The organism is Catellatospora tritici, from assembly GCF_019083965.1.
Taxonomy (GTDB): Bacteria; Actinomycetota; Actinomycetes; order Mycobacteriales; family Micromonosporaceae; genus Catellatospora; species Catellatospora tritici.
Map to the genome: position 1 here is coordinate 134,381 of NZ_JAHRCY010000017.1, position 19,662 is coordinate 154,042.

The 19,662-nt window shown below is 67.7% G+C and carries 17 protein-coding genes and 1 pseudogene; 13 read left to right on the forward strand and 5 right to left on the reverse strand.

The features are described 5' to 3' along the window. Window positions 1-13: 13 nt before the first annotated feature. The 3 genes and pseudogenes from KUA19_RS31050 to KUA19_RS44725 form a co-directional block, all read right to left on the reverse strand. A complete protein-coding gene (locus KUA19_RS31050) occupies window positions 14-1,732 on the reverse strand; it encodes a site-specific integrase (protein WP_254550363.1) in 1,719 nt (572 codons plus the stop codon). A gap of 47 nt (window positions 1,733-1,779) precedes the next feature. Then, window positions 1,780-2,097 carry a helix-turn-helix domain-containing protein gene (locus tag KUA19_RS31055; RefSeq protein WP_217401681.1) on the reverse strand — a complete coding sequence of 106 codons (318 nt, stop codon included), beginning with the start codon at window positions 2,095-2,097 and terminating at the stop codon, window positions 1,780-1,782. Window positions 2,098-2,102: 5 nt separating this feature from the next. Then, window positions 2,103-3,191 (reverse strand): annotated as a pseudogene (locus tag KUA19_RS44725) (tyrosine-type recombinase/integrase). A 199-nt stretch (window positions 3,192-3,390) separates the two neighbouring features. Here KUA19_RS44725 and KUA19_RS31065 point away from each other — a divergent pair. The 13 genes from KUA19_RS31065 to KUA19_RS31125 all read left to right on the forward strand — a co-directional run bounded on the left by KUA19_RS31065 (window position 3,391) and on the right by KUA19_RS31125 (window position 15,271). Continuing rightward, complete coding sequence (locus KUA19_RS31065; RefSeq protein ID WP_217401683.1) at window positions 3,391-5,853, forward strand: type IV secretory system conjugative DNA transfer family protein; 2,463 nt, start codon at window positions 3,391-3,393, stop codon at window positions 5,851-5,853. Window positions 5,854-6,067: 214 nt separating this feature from the next. Next, complete coding sequence (locus tag KUA19_RS31070; protein ID WP_217401685.1) at window positions 6,068-6,937, forward strand: replication-relaxation family protein; 870 nt, start codon at window positions 6,068-6,070, stop codon at window positions 6,935-6,937. 316 nt (window positions 6,938-7,253) lie between these two features. Then, the gene (locus KUA19_RS31075) at window positions 7,254-7,955 is read left to right on the forward strand and encodes a hypothetical protein (RefSeq protein ID WP_217401687.1); all 702 of its coding nucleotides are present in this window, start codon (window positions 7,254-7,256) and stop codon (window positions 7,953-7,955) included. 89 nt (window positions 7,956-8,044) lie between these two features. Then, window positions 8,045-8,746, forward strand: a complete 702-nt coding sequence (locus KUA19_RS31080; RefSeq protein ID WP_217401689.1) for a hypothetical protein — start codon at window positions 8,045-8,047, stop codon at window positions 8,744-8,746. 9 nt (window positions 8,747-8,755) lie between these two features. Next, entirely contained in the window at window positions 8,756-9,346 is a 591-nt protein-coding gene (locus KUA19_RS31085) for a hypothetical protein (protein WP_217401691.1), read from the forward strand. A 182-nt stretch (window positions 9,347-9,528) separates the two neighbouring features. Then, window positions 9,529-10,938, forward strand: a complete 1,410-nt coding sequence (locus tag KUA19_RS31090; protein ID WP_217401693.1) for a MarR family transcriptional regulator — start codon at window positions 9,529-9,531, stop codon at window positions 10,936-10,938. 56 nt (window positions 10,939-10,994) lie between these two features. Further along, window positions 10,995-11,243: a hypothetical protein gene (locus KUA19_RS31095; protein ID WP_217401695.1), complete on the forward strand. Its 249-nt coding sequence runs from the start codon at window positions 10,995-10,997 to the stop codon at window positions 11,241-11,243. Between the two features lie 75 nt (window positions 11,244-11,318). After that, on the forward strand, window positions 11,319-12,308 hold the full coding sequence (locus tag KUA19_RS31100; protein WP_217401697.1) for a DUF932 domain-containing protein: 990 nt from the start codon (window positions 11,319-11,321) through the stop codon (window positions 12,306-12,308). 110 nt (window positions 12,309-12,418) lie between these two features. Continuing rightward, window positions 12,419-12,820, forward strand: a complete 402-nt coding sequence (locus tag KUA19_RS31105) for a hypothetical protein (protein ID WP_217401699.1) — start codon at window positions 12,419-12,421, stop codon at window positions 12,818-12,820. Further along, a complete protein-coding gene (locus KUA19_RS31110) occupies window positions 12,817-13,257 on the forward strand; it encodes a hypothetical protein (protein ID WP_217401701.1) in 441 nt (146 codons plus the stop codon). The genes KUA19_RS31105 and KUA19_RS31110 overlap by 4 nt, the downstream gene beginning before the upstream one ends. Window positions 13,258-13,350: 93 nt before the next feature. Beyond that, complete coding sequence (locus KUA19_RS31115; protein ID WP_217401703.1) at window positions 13,351-13,677, forward strand: hypothetical protein; 327 nt, start codon at window positions 13,351-13,353, stop codon at window positions 13,675-13,677. 83 nt (window positions 13,678-13,760) lie between these two features. After that, the gene (locus KUA19_RS31120) at window positions 13,761-14,102 is read left to right on the forward strand and encodes a hypothetical protein (RefSeq protein WP_217401705.1); all 342 of its coding nucleotides are present in this window, start codon (window positions 13,761-13,763) and stop codon (window positions 14,100-14,102) included. Window positions 14,103-14,182: 80 nt separating this feature from the next. Continuing rightward, entirely contained in the window at window positions 14,183-15,271 is a 1,089-nt protein-coding gene (locus KUA19_RS31125; protein ID WP_217401707.1) for a C40 family peptidase, read from the forward strand. Here the strand turns inward: KUA19_RS31125 and KUA19_RS31130 are convergent. Continuing rightward, the gene (locus KUA19_RS31130) at window positions 15,240-17,957 is read right to left on the reverse strand and encodes an ATP-dependent DNA helicase (RefSeq protein WP_217401709.1); all 2,718 of its coding nucleotides are present in this window, start codon (window positions 17,955-17,957) and stop codon (window positions 15,240-15,242) included. The genes KUA19_RS31125 and KUA19_RS31130 overlap by 32 nt on opposite strands. A gap of 463 nt (window positions 17,958-18,420) precedes the next feature. Further along, window positions 18,421-19,251, reverse strand: coding sequence for a hypothetical protein (locus tag KUA19_RS31135; protein WP_217401711.1), 831 nt, complete (start codon window positions 19,249-19,251; stop codon window positions 18,421-18,423). Window positions 19,252-19,662: the final 411 nt, after the last annotated feature.

Genomic DNA, 19,662 nt, shown 5'->3' on the forward strand with positions numbered 1-19,662 from the left:
GGTGAGGTCTTGACTATGAGCGGTTGACGTCGTCGTTCGCGGCGCGGTTGAAGCTGATCACGTGGGGCATGGCTCCTGCGGCGGTGAGGCCGAACAGGTCGGTGAGTGCGCGGATGTCGCCGCTGGTGGCGTGGACTTCGTCGAGGATGCGGTCACGGCGGATGACTTGGCCGGACATGCCGAGTTGCTGGTTGATCCACGCTGGCCATACCGGCCGCTGGTGTGACCAGCTGCGCTGGTGGATGAACAGGTGCGGGTTGGTGCTGGTGGGCCAGTTCTGCTGGCGGTAGTCGAGGTATGCGGCCAGCCGCTGTCGTACCGGTTCGGCCAGCAGGATCACGTGGTCACCGATATGCAGCCTGCCGTCGCACAAGTCGGTGAGCAGAAGATGGCGCAGCTGGCGGATGCGTACAGCGTGGAAGGCCAGTAGCGCGCTGAGCGCCGCTTTCGTGGGGTCTGTCGAGTTGAGGTTGTCGCGTAGTCGCTGCAGGTCGACCGGAGGCGGCGGCGCGGCTATCGGACCGGTGACCTTGATCCGGATGGTGGGGTTGACGAACACCAGTTTGCGGCCCTTGAGCACGGTGAAGATGGAACGCAGTCCCTGCAGCAAGGTCGACCGGGCCGTGCCCGGCTGAGGGGGAATGACCTCGAGTACGTTCTCGCGCCCGACCTCGCGCAGAGAGTCGTGGGCGGCGGCCCAGTGCCGTAGCGCGGGCATCGCCCATCGCAGCTTGGTGCTGATGGTGGTGTCGGAGCGCGGCTTCTGCCGCGGGGTGTCGGTGGAGCCGTTGCGCATGACGTCGAACCACACCTGCAGTTCGGCGCGCATAGGCTCGGGCAGCTCCTCGACGGTGACGTGGAACCAGCGCACCACGGCCGGTTGGCGGTCTTCGTCAAGCAGATCGGCCTCGGCGAGGACGTCAGCGACGACCTGGGCGGAGTGCTTGATGCGCGACAGCAGCGCGATGTCGCTGCGTTTGAACCTCGCACCGGGGGTGTCCTGGGTGCCCTGCAGGATCCGGATGGCGCGCTTGATCCGCTCGGACTTGCCGCTGTGCCAGCCGTGCCTGGCCGCGTGGTCGTTGACGAGCTGATTGAACGCGGCAACGCGCGCGTCGTCGGGCGGCGGCGGGAATCCGCGGGTCATGCCCAGCCGCAGATCCCGCGGGACGTCGCCGATCGTCAACTGCTGCCACGACACGGGCTTGAGCAGCCTCATATCGGCCGGTGCGGTCCGTTTGCGGTAGGCGGCCTTGCCGCCGCTGCCGTGCCACATGTCGGCGAAGAACAGCTGCTGGCCGATGCGCGCGACGTCATCGACGGTGAAGTCGTCGACGCGGCGGCCGGTGAACCGGGCCAGGATGCCCCGCTGCTTGTGGCAGAGCCGGCAGATCCCGTCGGCAGAATGCACGGCGACTTCCCGGCCGCACCCCGGGCACAGGGCCACGTGCGGATGCGACTCGCGCCATGACTTGCAACCCCAGCACAGCCACCGCGTGGTCCGGGTGACGCCCCACGCCTGGCAGTCGACGCAGGAGTCGATGACGACCTGGTTCTCCGTGAACACGCCGCCGCCGCGCCAGACCGACGACTTCGCGCCGGGTGCGCCCGGATGGCAGCGCGAACACAGCCCCGAACTCCAGTAGGCCAAGGTGGATCCGCACTTGTAACAGGGCGGCGGCGTCACCGGACCGCCCGGCCAGCACACGAAGCAGTACGGGATCTCCCGCATCGCCGGAGGACGGACCCGGCAGACCCGGCACGGTCGGCGTTTGCCCGTCATGCCGGCGGCGCGCTTCTGTTGCGGCCCAACCGCGGCGGCAGCTGCCCAGCCGCTGCGGCTGGTTGCTCCACGACTGCAGGTCGGCCGGTGCGCACCCTGCCCGGTTCACAGATCAACAGGTCTGCTGGCGTGCAGTCCAGCACCGCGCAGATGACCTCCAAGTCGTCCAGGCGGATCGTGGTCGGTGTCGTCGTCCACAGCGCCGACATCTTGCCGTGGCTGACCTCAAGCCCGGCAACAGCCAGACGTCGGCGCATCTCCGTCGACTTCCAGATGCCCAGCTGGGCTGCGCGCATCCGCAGATTCCACCGCACCGCCCTCACCCCGCCGTCAGTCCGAGCCGAATCGCGGTCCGCGCGTTCGTGGCGGTCCACGCATGTTCGACATGCTCTGCCGGGACGTGCACATACCGGGTCGTCGTGGACAACCAGGAGTGCCCAAGCAGCTCCTGGATCGCCTTGATGTCCATGCCACGCCGATACAGCGACGACGCACAGAAGTGCCGCAGCACGTGCGGCGTCAAACGCCCGCTCCACGCAGGCAGCCACAGGCCGACCGCCCGAGTCAGCCCATCGCGCAGCACCTGGTCACCAGCCCGGCGGCACAACCCAGTATCCGGGTCAGGCAACCGCTCACTAGGCAGCAGCGGCGCATCGGGGTTGGTGTAGTCGTCGCCGAACTGGTGGCGCGCATCAACCATCCACCAGTCCAGCAGATCCCGCGCCGAGTTGATCGCCGGAACAAGCCGGGTCTTGTAACCGCGGCCGAGGCTGCCCTTACCGAAGCGCACATGCACGTTGCCGTACTCGCCCAGATCGCGGCGCCAATCGCGGATGTCGAGCATGTAGCTCTCGTGGATCCGCAGACCAAGCCGCCGCCACAACGACGCGGCCATGTAGTCACGAGCCGCGGTCAGGAACTTGCGCGCGTCGGGCAGCCACTGACCCCAGCGCTCGAACAGCAGCACAACCTCCTCCTCGGCCGGCGGCACCCGGGCCGCGCCGAAGTCGGTGCTGGCCGGGCGGTTGAACTCGTCTATCACCTGTTCGACGACGTGCCCGGTGAGGGCGTGAATGTCGCCCTGGTGCCGGACCGTCAGGAAGTCGAAGAACTGGCCCAGCGTGATGGCCTTGCCCGCCACCGTGGAGTGCGCCCGGCCGAGGTCCCGACGCTAGTGCGCCAGATAGCGATCCGCATCAGCCGGTCTCGCGGTCCATACCGGTCTGCCCAGGAACCGGATGAACTCGAACAACACGCTTCGGTCGCCCGCGATCGTCGAGTCCCGGCAACCGGCACCGACCGACGCCAGCAGAAACCGGTCCACCAACTCCTGCTCGTAGTCCTCGATCTCCTGCGCAGTGCCCAGGCGCCGCGGCGAGTCGATGGACCTCACCAATGCCAACGCCATCGGACACTAACCTTCCCGAGAACAGGAAGAACGCCATGAATCCCTACAAGTCGTCAGTGTTGCTGACGCAAAGTCAGAATCGCGTCCCCTGCACGGGCGACCTCAACAACCAGCCCTGGCCAGCGCCAACACCACGCAGCCAACGAGGGCGCAGCGCGGAACTCCAGGAAGTTCTGACAACGGGGATCGGTGAGGCGTCATGAATCCCGACACCTGGACCCGGCTGGGCGAGGTCTGGTCATGGATCTCGGCCCGGCCTTGGCTGGCGTTCGTGGCCGCCGCCGCCATCATCGCCACTGTTGTCGCCCGCGACAAGGTGCTCGCCTGGCGGCACCAGCGCTATGTGAGCGGGGCGCGGTGGCTGACGGTGGCCGCGCCGCCGGAGGTGACACCGGAGTCAGCGGCGGCGTTCTGGACCACGATCATGGGTGTCCTGACGCCCTCGGTGTGGCGGCGGCGGATCTTCGGTATGCCGCACATCGGGTGGGAGTACACCTGGACCGGCCGCACGCTGACGATCCGGGTGTGGGTGCCCGGTACGGTGCCGCCCGGCGCGGTCGAGGCCGCGATCCGGGCGGCGTGGCCCGCCGCCACCCTCACCGTGCAGGATGCCGCCCCGCCGATCCCGGCGAGCGTGGTCGAGCAGGTCGGCGGGGCGCACTGGACGCAAGCAGCCGATGCGCTGCCGCTGCGCACCGAGCACGACGCGGACCCGTTGCGGGCGCTGCTGTCGGCCGGGGCCGAGGTCCGCGACCGCGAACACGCGTGCGTGCAGATCTTGGCCCGACCGGCAGCACCCCGGCGGGTCCGTGCCGCGCGAAGAACGGCGGCGGCGACCGGCACCCACCCTCACGGGCGGCCCGATGTGGCCGCCCGTGCTGTTTCCGGGGTCGCCCGGCTGCTCACCGAGCCGCTGATCTGGGTCCTGGATGCGTTCACGCCCGGCCCGTCACGGCGGACACCGGCGCGTACGCAGGTGCGGGCGGGTGAGCGCGATCCGGTGGCCACCGCCGACGCCCGCACGATCGTCGACAAGGCGATCCGGGTGCCGCACTTCGAGATCGCGGTCCGGTTCGCCGTCGCAGCCGACGCGGGCAAGACCGCGCCGGACAAGGCGCGGGCTAAGCAGATCCGCGAGCGCCTCGTCGGGCTGAGGCACACGGTCGCTTCGGCCGCCGCGGCGTACACCGGTCCGAACCGGTTGCGGCGCATGAAGATGCCGCATCCGGTGGCGACTCTTGCGGGAAGGCGGTTGCGGCGCGGGTTCCTGGCGACGGTGCCGGAGCTCGCAGCTTTGGCCGCGCTGCCGCAGGATTTGGCGGTGCCGGGCCTGGACCGGGCTCGGGCCAAGGCGATGCCGGCGCCGGTGCAGATCCCCTCCGGCGGACGGGGTGTGAAAGTCCTTGGCCGGTCGCAGATCGGCGGCCACTCGGTGGGCATCAACGTCACCGATGCCCGCCAGCACATGCACGTCATCGGCAAGACCGGCGTCGGCAAGAGCACGCTGCTGCTGAACATGATCGTCGGCGACATCAAGGCGGGCAGAGGAACGGTGGTCATCGACCCGCGCGGTGACCTGATCACCGACATCCTGGACCGGGTACCGGCGTCGCTGGCGAAACGGATCGTGCTCATCGACCCCGACCAGCCCAACCCGGGCCGCTTCAACCCCTTGGAGGACACCAACGATCCGCACCTGGCCGTCGACAACCTCGTCGGGATCTTCGCCAAGATCTTCGCCCGGCAGTGGGGTCCGCGCATGGACGACACCCTGCGGGTGGCGTGCCTGACCCTGATGCGCCACGCGGGTTCGACGCTGAGCCTGGTACCGCCGCTGCTGTCGGACCGCACCTTCCGGGGCCGCTACACGGTGGGCCTGGACGATCCGGACGGCCTGGCAGGGTTCTGGACCTGGTACGACTCGATCAACGAGAACTTCCGGGGCCAGGTCATCGCCCCGGTCCTGGCCCGGTTGCGGCAGTTCCTACTGCGCGACTTCGTCAAGTCGGTGATCGGGAACTCGACCAGCTCGTTCCAGATGGGCGACATCCTCAACGGCGGAGTGCTGTTGTGCCGGCTGCCCAAAGGCCAGCTCGGCGAGGAGACCAGCCGCATCCTGGGCTCGCTGATCGTCGCCCGGGTGTGGCAGGCCGCCATCGCCCGCGCCGCGATCCCCGAAGACCAGCGCAAAGACGCCTGTCTTTACGTTGACGAGGCCCACAACTTCCTCACGTTGCCGGGCTCGGTCGACGACATGCTGGCCGAGGCCCGGGGCTACCGGCTCGGCATGGTCCTGGCGCATCAGGATCTGGCTCAGCTGCCCAAGGAGACGGCCGCCGCGATGTCGGCCAACGCCCGCTCCAAGGTCGTGTTCAACATCGACCCCAGCGACGCGCGGGAGATGGCCCGGCACACCAAGCCGGAACTCGACGATCACGACCTCGGGCATCTGGACGTCTACACCGCCGCGGCGCGGCTTCTGGTCAGCAACCGGGAGATGGCCGCGTTCACCTTCACCACCAACCCACCCGCGCCGATCGTCGGCGAGGCCACCGCACTGCGTCAGGAGATCGCCGCCGCGCACGCCGTGACCGGTGAGGAGCCGCCGATGCATCGGGTGGCCCGCGAGGCGATGCGGCGGCGCATGAGCGGCACCGACTGACCGATCTCGCTCGGGCCGTTGGGGCTGCCCGGGGCGGCTGCGTGGGGGGCTCCGTTGGGGATGTCTTCGATCGGAGCCCCCAACGGAACCCGTCCCGGGCCGCCTGTCAGGTGCCTGACCAGCCCAAACACCGGCACCGGTCGGGTCCGGAGGAAAGATCAACTCATCCAGACTCCCAATAGGGACTCCTCTTCTCCACACAGGGGTGACATCCATGCCGCATACGCGGTCCTCACACGGCCTGCTGGCCATCTACCCGCACATCACCTCACGTGACCGTCAGCTCATGACCCTGCTGGACCACCACCAGGTCCTGACCACCGACCACATCACCCGCCTGTTCTTCCACGCCCCGCGTACCGCCCGGCACCGCCTCGCCGAGCTGCTCGGCCTCGGGCTGGTAGACCGGTTCCGGTTCGCCCGCACGGGCGGAGGCACTGACCCGTACCACTGGGTGCTGGGCCATGAGGGGCAACGGTTCCAGGCTGCCGCACGAGGTGAGCCCGAACCGTCCGCACGAGCCTCCAGCCAGCGCATCACTCGGCTGTCGGCCAACCCGCGCCTGACCCACCTGCTGACGGTGAACGAGTTCTTCGTACGCCTCGGCGAGCATGCCCGCCGGCACGACGGAGCATCGCTAGACCGGTGGTGGTCCGAGCAGCAGGCCAAGCAGTTCAAGAGCAGCAAGGCGATGATCAACCCGGACGGGCACGGCCTGTGGACCCGCGACGAGACCACGGTCGGGTTCTGGCTGGAGGCCGACACCGGCAGCGAACCGCTGACCCGCGTGATCGGCAAACTCGACGGCTACCGGCGGTTCAACACCGACAGCGGGCCTCGCTATCCGCTGCTGTTCTGGCTGGCAAGCCCCATCCGGGAGGAGCACCTGCACCGGCTGCTACGCCAGGAGCCCGGCGGCGTCACCGTGGTCACCGCGACCCAGAACGCCGACCCGGCGCAGGCGGTGTGGCTGCCCGGCGACGGCACGCAGCGAGTCCGGCTGGAGCAGCTGCCCAGCTCCCACGGCAGCAACAACCCCTCCAACCCCAACTACGTCGAGGGTGTCTTGCATCTGGGCGCCTGACAGAACCTGACCGGCTGACCGCGAAACCTGTCAGCGCAGGTCAGAGGCATGGTCGAGTTTCCTGACAGGGGTTGTGCTGACAGGTCGGGCCGCTACGGTGCAGCTTCTTCTCTTTTCTTTTTGCTCGCACCGCCGCCCGTCTGTCCTTCCTGGACCTGCCCACGCCAGCGGGATCACATAGCCCACCTTTCCGGTCGGCCCCGATCCCCGCCCCCCGCGCCTTTCACGGCAGCACTCCCGGTACAGACGCCGCGATCCGGTGGCACCACCAGCACACCAACCCCAACCCACTCCTTCGCGAAGGGAGCACCCCGCCATGCCCAAGCCCACCCCGCTCACCGACCAGGTCGTCACCGTGGCCTTCAACCCCGGCGAAGACGCCGACTGGTTCAGCGCCGCCGAGAAGGTCAACAAGCTTCTCAACGCCAACGGCACCCCCGCCCGGCGCTTCCACGTGCGCCACCGCAGCCTCATCGGCTGGTTCACCCGCTTCTTCAGCTACTACCTGGTCGACACCGCCCGCAAGATCGGTGCCATCACCATGGCCGCCGGTGGCCGCAAGAGCCGCCTCGACCTCAACGGTGGCGCCGCCAAAGCCGCCAACGAGGCGATCCTGCGCTGGCGCGCGTGGCACACCCACATCGTGGGGACCACCCCGAACGCCCGCACCTGGGAGGACTTCCTGGCCCAGCACACCGCCGACCCGAAGAAGGTCAGCCTGGCCGAGGCACGCCGCCGCTTCGAGCAGCAGCCGCGCATCCTCGCGATGCTCGCCTACTCCGGAGGCCACACCTTCGACCCCTATGAGTTGTCCGTCTACCAGGCGGGCGAAGCCACCTACGCCGGTCTGCACTGGCGCATCGCCATCGTCGGCGACATGTTGATCACCACTGACGGGCGTCTACTCAAGCCCACCAGTGACTCGATCGCCGACCGGTTCCGCTTCCTCAACGAGGCGTGCACCTACCTGCGCAGCCTCAAGCCCAGCGCACGCCTGTGCGCCGTCACCATCGCCTAAACCCCAACGAACACCCGAGGACCGGTCGCAGCCCCGCTGCGACCGGCCTTCGCCATGCCCCCACCCCACCCCACGACAAGGAGACCTCCATGTTCCTGACCGATCACGCCCTTCGGCGCATCGCCGCCGCCACCAACGAGGTCCTGCCCGATCAGCTGTGGCGCTACGACACCGCCGCCGAAGACGCCGTCGGCGACCTCGCCCGCCTGCTGCACAAGACCGCACGGGCCTACAACGCCACCACCACCTACCTCGACAGTGCGGTCCCGAAGCTGACGGCCCGCCCCGAACTCCGAACCGCCGGCCAACGCGAAGACCTGTCCGGCATGCTCGCCGCGATCGAGCGGCACCACGTGCTGGCCGACGTGCTCCTCGACGCCTACATGGCATGGCGCAGGCACCGCACGATCAGCGGCGGCGACGAGCAGCACCTGCTGCTATACCCCGGCGACCCGGCCCACGGCGTGATCACCCTGTCACGCACCTCGCCCCGCTTCTGGCGCGCGACCGCCGACACCGAAGCCGCCAAGGCATTCGGCGTCCCCTACGCCGACCGAATCGTCGGGCTGATCGCCGAGACCCCGGACGGGAAGTACGAGGCCACGGCCTGCAGCAGTCAGGCACATGCCGAATCCGGGTCGCCCATGTCCTACCGGCTTCCCGACCGCGACGACCTGACCACCGCCTGCCGCTCGCTGCTGCGCTGGTGGCAGCTGCGGCACTCGGCCGCCTGGCGCAGCCGCACCCCCGACCAGCTCGACCCGACCGAGCTGGACCAGCTCGCCGCCTAGGAGGCCAACATGATCAGCATTGATGCGGTGGGCCGCTGGATCACCCAGCTCACCGGCCGCACCCTCGACCAGCACGCCGCCGACCCGATCCCCGCCGCCGCCGACCTGCCGCAGGCCGCCATCAACCTTCGCCACGCCCGCACGCAACTGCTGCTCACCGTCGACCGGCTGCGGACCGCGCTGATCAACGAGGACGACCTGTCCGGCACGATCGCCGCCGTCACCGGGCCGCTGGACGGCATCGAGCAGCTGGGCCGCGAATACCGCTACGCCCGCAACTGGGCCGAGGCGCTCATCGGCGACGCCGACCGCGCCGCGTACGCCAAGGAGAACGCCGGAAAGCCGCTGCGGCGGCGCTACGTCAACCCCGGCGACACGATCCTCGTCATCCTGCCCCACACCAACTCGTGCCGCCAGCGGCAGCTCGCTGGACGGCGCACCCGTGTGCGGGTCGGCCGGGCCGACGCCGAGCTCGACCTGATGGTCGGTCCCGGGCAGCTGCGCCTGGCCCACGCCGACGCCGGGATCTACCACGACCCGGCCCACGGCTTCTACGTCCTGGAGCCCGCGGCCGACGAGCCCGCCGCCTCCGGCGACTGACCCCGGGCGGCCAACCGCCGCCCATCTAGGCCACCGGGCCGCCATCACAGCAACCCCATCACGGCAGCGCATAGCTCCACGCGCCTGCCGCGACGACTGCTGCCCGCGACCCGGCGCACCACAGCCCGGCACACCAGCGTGCCGGGCTGCCAACCCACAAGTCCCAGAGAGGGGACACCACCATGCAAGAGCACGACCTGTCCACCATGACCCCCGCCACGCGGGCCGTCTTCGACGCCCTGCACTACCTCGGCCAGGGCAACGTCCACGAGCTGGCCGAGCAGTCCGGCAAGGCCCGCTCCACCGTCGACAAGGCGATCAAGGCCCTGGCCGACGCCAGTCTGATCGTCCCGGTCGACACCGACGCCGACGCTGCTGAGGGCGTTCCCACCCGGTGGACCATGGCCGAGGGCGTCGCGGAGAGCGTCACCGCCGACGACACCGACACCGACACCGACACGGGCGCGGAGAGCGGACTCGGTGACGGCGACCCCGCCGGCGACGACGAGCCCGACCTCGGCGACGGCAACGAAGAGGACAAGACCACGGCCGACGAGCCCCAGCCCGGCACCCAGCCGGACGACGACGCCACCGAGACCGACGAAACCCCGCAGGCCGACGCCGACGCTGAGAACAGCGACGACGACACCGACGAGGACTCGGGCGAGGACGAGGACGACGAGACGGAGACCGACTCGGACGAGGACGACACGGAGACCGACGACGACTCGGACGACGACGAGGACGACGAGGACGACGAGGACGAGCCCGCACAGGGCAAGGCCCGGGTCACCGTGGTCCAGCCGAGCCGTCCAGGTGACCGCAAGGTGATGGCGATCAAGGGCGTGCTGGCCGAGTTCGGTGACGACGGCGCGACCCTGGACGAGATCGTCGCGGAGAGCGGCATCGGGCACCCGACTGCCTCCCGGCTGCTGACCGCGATGGAGCAGGCCGACGCCGCCCGCCGCCTGCCCGGCACGCCGGGGCGGTGGATCGCCGGACCGACCAAGGCCAGCGATGTGGACCCGAACCCGGAGCCGCCCCGCTGCCCGGTGTGCTTCCAGGTGGTTAAGGGACTGTCCGAGTCGCCGGAGGCGGTCGCTCAGATCATGCCCCTGGTCCGCCCGGACGGGACGCTGCACGTGGTGGCCGAGGACGGCACAGCCCACGTGGTGACGCTGCCCAAGCGGATGCCCATCCGCACGGCGGGTTTCGCGACGGCCGGGCCGGTGCGCCGCACCGACGTCACCGTCAACGCGGACGGCAGCCAGCCGTTCGCCAAGGGCGAGCTGGAGCGGCTGACGTTCGACACGCTCAAGGCCAACGCGGGCCGCACGATGACCCCGCAGGAGATCGCCACCGAGATCAGCGCCCAGCTCGGCGGACGGGCCGTCAGCTCCGGGGCGGTGCGCAACAACTGCGGCAAGCTCGGTTCGGCCGGCCGCATCCTCATGGTCTCCGAGTCGCCGTGGGCCTTCCAGTTCCCGCTGCCCGCCGAGGGCAACGGCGACGCCGACCAGGACGACGACGCCACCGAGGACGCTGCCGTCCTCACGGCCGAGGCCGACGACGCCACGGGCGAGCAGTCCTGACGGCACTGCCGGGGTCGGGCGATGCCCGGCCCCGGCCGCGCCGAGCGGAGGCAACCATGTCCGACCCGCCATCCCTGGCCGAAGTCGTCATCGAATTCCTGGCCCAGCAACCCGGCCAGGCGTTTACGCCCCGGCAGATCGCCGAAGGCGTCAGTGCCCGCCTCGACGGCCGACACGTCGGCGTCGGTGCGGTCATCACCACCTGCCTGCACCTTGCCGCCCAAGGCCGCCTCGTGCAGGCCAGCCCGGCACCGAAGACGTTCGCGCATCCCGTGCGAGCCGAGGACCCGTCCGGGCAGCAGTAACCCCGTCACATCCCTTTCAGGGGCCGAGCCGTCACGGCTCGGCCCCTACCTCCATGTCTGCAAAGGAGAACCCCTGTGGCACATGAACTTGAGACCTTCGCCAACGGCCAGACGGCCTTCGCCAGTGCCCGTTTGTCCGCGTGGCACCAGCTGGGCACCGTCACCCAGGACACGATGAGCGCCCACGAGATCATGGGCGCCGCCCTGCTCGGCAACTGGGGCGTGCGCACCATCCCGGTGCGCGGCATCGACGTCGTGGACGGCATCGAGATCCCGATCCTGGCCGACGACCGGCGGATGACCGTGCGCCGCAACCCGGTCACCGGCGACACCGAGTATCTGGGCATCGTCGGCACCGACTACGAGGTCATCCAGAACGAGCAGTGCGCCGAAATGCTCGACAGACTGGTCGATCAGGTCGGCGGCGCGCACTTCGAGACCGCGGGCAGCCTGCGTAAAGGCAAGAGCGTGTTCGTCACGCTCAAGCTGCCGAACGCGATGGAGATCGCCGGAGTCGACCGGATGGACCTGTATCTGATCGGTACGACCTCCCACGACGGCACCGCTGCGCTGCGCGTGGACGCTAGCCCCATCCGGGTGGTGTGCGCCAACACCCAGCGGGCGGCCTTCCAGCACGCGGTAGGCCACTACACGTTCCGGCACACCTCCAACGTCAACTCCCAGATCAGCCAGGCCCGCGAGGCCCTCGGTCTGATGTGGAAGTACATGGGCGAGTTCGAGAAGGCCGCCGAGCGGATGCTCCAGACCTCGCTGACCAACCGCGAGTTCGAGAAGATCATCGCGCAGGTGTGGCCGGTCGCCGACAACGCCTCGGACAAGACCAAGGCCAACGCCCGGGAGCGGCTCGGCACGCTCAAGTACCTGATCACCGAGGCCGACACGCAGAAGGCCATCAAGGGCAGCCGGTGGGCCGGATACCAGGCCATCACCGAGTACCTCGACCACTTCCAGGCCGCCAAGGACGCCACCACCCGCGCCAACCGGGTCATCACCGGCAAGACCGGCGAGCTGAAGCTGGTCGCGTTCGACCTGCTCAAGGTCTGACCCCGCCCCCTCCCTTTCCGCCGGGGCGGCGGTCACCTTCGGTTGCCGCCCCGGCCCGTCGCGAACGGACCGAACATGACCCACACCATCGGATGCCGCTGGAGCGGCCGATGATCCCGCACATCCGCCATCCCCGCGACGAGCGCCAAGCCGTTTGCGGCATACCCGCCGACCAGGTGACCCGGTGGGAGACGGAGGACCCGCCGCGTTCGGAGTACGCCTGCGAGGACTGCCTGACGCTCCTGGAAGACGCGGCCCGGCCCGACGACTACCAGCACCCGATCGGCGACGCGACCCTCATCGACTCGCTGCGCACGATCGTCGCCCACCGTCAGCACGCCAAGATCGACGGGGTGCTGGTCGACACGTGGTCGGCCGAGGTGACCGTGACCGTCTGGGACCGGCTCAAGGACCGGCACCGGCAACGGCTGCTCACCCTGCCGTCGCACGAGCTGATCCTGCGCTGCGTCGCGATCTACAGCCGCCTCACCGGCAAGGCGGACGGCCGATGACCGAGCCGCCCCGGGAGCAGTGGTTCCACTACAACGTGTGGGTGTTCGCGGTGCACACCGCGATGGCGCTGATCGCCGACGCACCCCGCCCCACCCGGCCCCTCGACGTGCCGACGTGGGCGCAGGCGTACGGCCTGACCCGCATCGACAACCCGACGCCGCACACGATCGGGCTGCTCGGCCCGGACCCGGACGGCTTCGACCGCGACTACGCCATGGGCACCGACCTAGTCCAGCCGGTCATCGTGGCCCACCTGCTCATCGACGGCGTGGAGCCCTCACCGCTGCTGATCGACGGCACCCACCGGCTGTACCGGGCCTGGCGCGAAGGCGTCCGGCAGCTGCCCGCGTACGTCCTCACTGTCGCCGAGAGCCGCCAGGTCCAGGAGGACCTGCGGCTCGGCCCCGGGCGGACCTGGCTCGCCCCGCCGCGCTGACCGCGGCTCACCACTCCACCCCTTCGTACGCCTCGCAAGCCGCCCACAGCCGGCGGCCTGCGAGGCGTACCCGTCTGTCATCGGAGAACCGCAATGGACTACATCCCGCCCGCCCAGCGGCTGTGTGACTGCCGCTGCCCGCTGCACCACCGGCTTGTGCGCACCGTCTTCAACGAGCGCGGCTGCGCCTGCACCATCACCGGCGCCACCCAGCCGATGACCCTGCTGATCGAGCAGTGGCGCTGTGCGCTGTTCCTCACCACCGAAGGCATGCACTTCGTCAACGCGATCGAGGGCGGCCAGTGGGACTGGGCCGAATCCGGCCGACTTGACCCCAGCTACGACGGCTTCCCCATGGGACAGCTGCTCGAACACCTCATGCACGCCTCCCAGATCGCCATCAGCAACACCGACCGCTAACCCACATACCGACCAGCTCAAGGTGGGCCGCCCGCGTGGGCGGCCCACGGCCCTTTTCGTGCTTCACCACCAAGGAGACAGCTATGCACCGCACCTACCGCAGCCCCTACGAGCGTCCCTGCGACTGCCGATGCCCCATCCACGACGGGCAGCCGCGCGCCGTCTACAACGACCCGGGCTGCCACTGCCTGGCCACCTGCGCCAGCCAGCCCATGACCCTGCTCGCCCCGCAGATCGGCGGCGCCCTGTTCCTCAACTGGCACGGCACCTTGTGGTTCGTCCCGGCGCTGGAACCCGGGCACTGGGACTGGCGCTACGCCACCCCGGTCGACCTCGGCCACCCCGTCGATCCTGCCGCCGACCTGATCGCCGACTTCCTCCACCAGACCCACGAAGGACTGCTTCCGCTGATCCACCGCATGTAACCCGAGCCTTTGCTCGTTCCCGCCGGCCGCGCACCCGCGCGGAGCCCGGCCTTTTTTGTTTTCACCGAAAGGCATACGTCATGACCAAAGCCATCATCGGCATCGTCACCGTCGTCATCATCGGCTGCTTCGGCCTGCCCATGCTCCTGCTGTCGGCCGTCATGGGCGGCCCCGGCGCCTGCGGCAGCACCACAGGCGTCTCCGCCGCGCTGGCGTCCGGGCAGCCACCCAGCGTCGGAAGCTGGGACGCCGAACAGCTGGAGATCGCCGCGACCATCATCGACGTCGGCGTCTCCAAAGGCGTACCCCAGTGGGGATGGACTGTCGCCCTGGCCACCGCCATGCAGGAGTCCGGGCTGCGCAACCTGCCGTTCCTCGGCGACCGCAACGACCACGACTCGATCGGGGTGTTCCAGCAGCGGCCCAGCCAGGGCTGGGGCACCGTCGAGCAGCTGGCCAAGCCCGAGTACCAGGCGGGCAAGTTCTTCGACAAGCTGTTGACCATCAGTGGCTGGCAGACCATGCCGCTGACGAAGGCTGCCCAGGCCGTGCAGATCTCGGCGTTCCCCGACGCGTACGCCAAGTGGACCGACGACGCGATCAACCTCGTCCAGCAGCTGACCAGCACCCTGGCCGACTGCGCGGCCGACGCGCTCGCCGCCCTGCCGGACGGGTTCACGCTGCCGCTCAACACCCCGCCGCAGGTGATGACCGCGATCTTCTGGGCGGTCGGGCAGCTCGGCACCCCGTACCACTTCGGCGGCAGCTGTAGCGACCCGCACTCCGGCGACCCCGACAAGCAGTGCGACTGCTCCTCGCTCATGCAGCAGGCGTACCGGGCCGCCGGAGTCTCCATCCCACGGGTGACCACCGACCAGGTCCACGCCGGGACCGAGATCACCGACCCGGCACAGCTGCTGCCCGGCGACCTCATCCTCATCCCCGGCAGCGAGGGCACCATGTCCAACCCGCGACACGTCGGCATGTACCTCGGCCAGGGCCTGATCATCCAAGCCCCGCACACGGGGGACGTCGTGAAGATTTCCCGCCTTTCGGGATGGATTGATCAGATCGCTTCGATCCGAAGGATCGTCGAAGTCGGAAGCCACGGAAAGGCAGGTCCCGCGATTGCCTTCGTCAGGGGCGTCGAGACCGACCAATCGGCGTGAGACCGCGACGATTCGAGAGCAACGCTACGTCCTTCTGGCTGGTGCTCCGTTGGAGACTGCCGACAACAGCTTGCTGGGTCTCGGGTGTCCAGAATATCCGCAGATCCTCACGTGCCCGGGTGACGGCTGTGTAGAAGATGCTGTGCGTGATGTCATCTTCGTTAGCGTCGGTGATGACGACCTTGACGGAGTCGTATTCGAGGCCCTGCGCCTTGTGGATGGAGACGGCGTAGGCGACTTGGAACGGCACGGTGGTGTTGAGCGAGTCGTCGTCCTCGTCACTGGTGTCGTGGTCGTACACGGGGAAGCGCACAGTCGAGCCTTCCACCCATTCCAGCTCTCCGCCGACGACATCGACATCGAACTCGCTGAGCGGTCGGTCAAGCTCTACGTCGAACTGTATCTGGCCTGTGGCGTAGGCGATACTGACGATCCGGCCCTTCAAGTTGTTGTAGATTACCGGCCGAAACCGCTCGGTCTCGTTGAACAAGACCGGATCGCCCACCTTGTAGGTGGAGACACGCCAGGTGTGCGCCGGGTTCGGGTTGCTGCTCTGGAGGAATCGGTTGACGTTGTTGATCCCGTAAAGACCGTCGTAGTTCAGGCAGAGGATGATCTCGTCGTCGCGCTGGGCCTTAAACAGGGACTTGTCGAGCACGGTTGAGTAACCGTTGCGGGCGATGACCTCGGCGATGTCGTCGTCGATGTTTCGGACCTTGCCCCAGAAACCTAGAAGAGACTGGCTCTTGGTTCTGAACGGCGTGGTCAGCTCGAACACCGACGTGCTCGGGATGAACGACCGGATGATACTGAACCAGTTACCGAACTGGATCGACTCGATCTGATAGACATCGCCGACAAGCACGAGCAGCTTGAAGGACGTCTGCTCCAGCACCTTGAGTAGATCAGCGTTGCTGACGGTGCTGCACTCGTCGATGACCAGGAGATCGTACTCCGGCTCCGAGGTGGTCCGGTGGATATGGCTGCTGATCGTCCGGAAAGTCGAGTCCTGCGCAGTGACCTTGCGCTTGAGGTTGTCGATCGCTGGGTTAGTGTGGGCGAGGAAAAGCTTCGACTTGTCGTTGAAGTAGCTCGCTATGTGGTCCACCATGGTGGACTTGCCCGTGCCGGCCGCGCCGTAGATCAGCGCGACCTTCGACTGGCTGAACAACTGCTTCAGCGCATCCTTCTTGAGTTCGTCGTCGATACCGCGAGGCGTCGCATCGAGCCAGCGCTCGACGGCCTGGCTGTAGCCGGCGATCCCCGAGGACGAGAACGCTGTGAGCTTCTCGACGATGGCGAAGGTGTCGTCCTCGTACCCCCGGACGAACACATGACCGTTATCCAACAGAAGTTGTCGCGCCGTGTGTCGGTAGTAGAGCTTGCCGTTGTAGGTGGCGATCATTCGGTTGACGTCTCCGAGCTCATCGAGATCGGCCACTGGCGTGTAGAGAACGCCGTGGCGCTCGACGTTGTTCTTAACGCGCCGGGCGAGCAGCTCATGGCTCCGCCCGGATACGTCGAGGCTCTCGGCAAGGTCCCAGTACCGCGGATTGTGTCCCGGCAGCGAGGTGCAGAAAGGCATGTCGTCGAACGGGATGCAGCCCCATTGCAGATTCAGCTCGGACAGACGGCCGCAGCTATCCCAACTGTGCTGGGACTTCAGAACTTGGTTATGCATCCGGAGCATGAGATAGCGGATGACGTTGTGTCCTGGCGACCCTGAACGCACGATGCGGCGTGCTTCGTCCAGGGCGTGGAAAATCTGCGGTCTGGTGACGCTGGCCGTGCCTGCGGCTTTCGTCGCCTGGTACTGGCCGTCAGGCATATCTATCAGGTCGAGCAGACTGCCTGAGCCCACCGTCAACCCTCGCATCAGGTAGCCGTACTCCGTAGAATTGGCCCGGACGGCGGTGTCGACGCCGAGGAGACGGGCGAAGTTGTCGAACTCGCATGGGCGGATCGAGACCTCCCACTCGCGGATGATCGTGATCGGCATCGTCTGATCGAGCACCTCGATCGCATCATGCTGGAGCGTCAACATCGCCGAGTACTTGTCGGTCATGTCGATGTCCGTGAACGCAATGATGCGATCAAACTTGCTGACCTTGTTAATAGCTCGATAGAAGGTGACCTCGTAGTAGATGCGCCCGCCGACGAAGAACGGGCGTGTCTTGTGGATGTAATAACGGGCGCGTGGACTGCCGTCAGTCCGCGTCGAACGAATCGCGTCGATCCTCGCGGCAATCTTCTCGTGATACTCGCGCAACGACGGATCCAGATCGACTGGAAACGACTCGAGGTTGGCCAGGACCGAGATCCCACAGCTGTCCTGGAGCAGGCTGCGAATGCGGTGAAGGTACTCGTAGTACTTGAGCATCAAGCGCTCCGAGGCATCGCTATCCAGGGTGTAATGGGAAGCGACGATCTGGATGAGCTTGTGGAACTTGCCGAGGAAGTTCAGTTTGCCCTTGGCCCTCACGAAGTCGAGACCCGGGTCCACCGCCGCATAGTTGAACTCGGCATCATCACTACCCGTGTGGAAGCGAACGGCGACACCCTCGACTAGGTTCCGGAGCTGGGCAAGGACATTCTGCGAGAGCAGACCGCGCTGACCAACGAGCGATTCGATGTTCTGGCAGATCGCCCCATCCGCTCGCTGAATCTGTTCGCCGACCGTGGTCATGAGGCTTCTTCATCTCCGTGGTGGAAGGTAGTCCAAGGGATCGCTCAGGGTAGGCCGTGAGCCTATCGAGTGTCCTCGGCACCATTGAGGACGGCCGGAGTGGTCACGTTTCGAGCTGGAACCCTGACGCCAGGCTGAGCCCGACCCGCCTTGGTCAGTTCACGGCGCGAGACACTCGCGCCGCTCCACGCCATGATCATGATGGGGCTGGGACTTCCGGGTCAGGAATACGACCTGGTTCGGATATAGATACTCCGCCAGTTGCTTGGTGATCAATGAGTCACGGCGCTCTGGGTCGGGATGGACTATCGCGCTCGCCATGATCGCCGGTAGCGTCAGGCCGCCGCTGTCGAAGGGCGGGCTTCCGGGTGGTCGAGCCAGACAGTAGTCGGGACGGTTACCCGACACCCACCCGCCGGGGTGAACCGCATCAGGAACACCTCGGCGGGAGTCGCCGGTTCAACTAGGCGGTCACATTGTGACGACGCCATCCGTGCAACGCCGACCAGCGCAGCACCTCGGCGCCCTCGGGGGTAGGGACCGCCAGCCATACCGTGGTGATGTTGCTATCGACCACGGGGGCGGCGGTCGGGTCGCCCTCATCGAAGGCGCGCACGACATCCCACCGGCTGTGCATGTCGACCCACATGAACAGGTGCCGCTCGCTGGCCCCCGACCGGCCGAGTTTGGCCGCGTCCTTCTGGTGCCGGTCGAGCTTCAGGATCTCGGTGAGCTCGTTCGCCGTGTGGTTCGGGTCACCGGCCGGCCGGGACTTCAGGTTGGAGACGTAGCTGAGCACGACCATCCCTGCGGGTGGCCCTGCGACGGCGGAGGCTTCGAGGACTCCGGCTGCGGCCAGCCCGTTGGTGATCGGGTGCTGATAGATCCGCTCGCCGTCCCACTTCCCCGTCTTGGTAATCCCTTCCGTCTCCAGCGCCCGCAGCCACTCGGCCAGCTTCTCGGTGAGCGCCGTGGCCTTGACCTCCTGGTCGACCACGAGCATCCAGGCCGAGGAGAGACCGCTAACGGTCGCCTCGAATCCCGGCCCCGTCTTGCGCCAGTGCATGGCATGCGTGATGGTGTCCTGCTCGGCCATCCTGGTGATCTCCAGCGCCTCGCGTCCCGCGCTGGTGTGCAGCCAGAAGTCGTGCGCGCCCTGGCGAGGCGGGATGTCCCAGTCTTCGATGGTGACTGGCTCTCCGCGTTCGTCGGAGAGCACCGTGGCCACGATCCTGCTCGCCAGCGCCTCGGCTGGCTTCATCGTCGAACCGGCGAGCGGTTCACCTACAGTCATAGTGAAAAGTCTTCTTGCTGGGGCATACCGGACGCAACTTGATAACGTTCTGTGACCGGCCCGCGTGAGCAAGGTCACGGTTCACGAAGAGGCACCGGGGATCGAGGTGACCGCCGTAAGCCGTCGTCCGCCCTTCGGTGACGGCCAAGCTGTTTGCCTGGTTGGTCGTGAGGTGCTGCGCAGGGGTAGCCGCCTCGTACTGAGCCTGCCGCTCGATCCGTGCTGGCTGCCGGCGCTCAGGAGGCGCCGAGCCGGGGGCTCGTGACGAGAGTTCGAGCAGCGGCGACCCCGTGATGCGCATTTTCCCTGGTCGGCAGCCGTAGACGGGGGCACCGATGCTTGGCTTGACACGCGGGGCGGATTGAGTGGGAATCGGTGGTGTCTACCTGATCGCACCATCCGACACCCGGG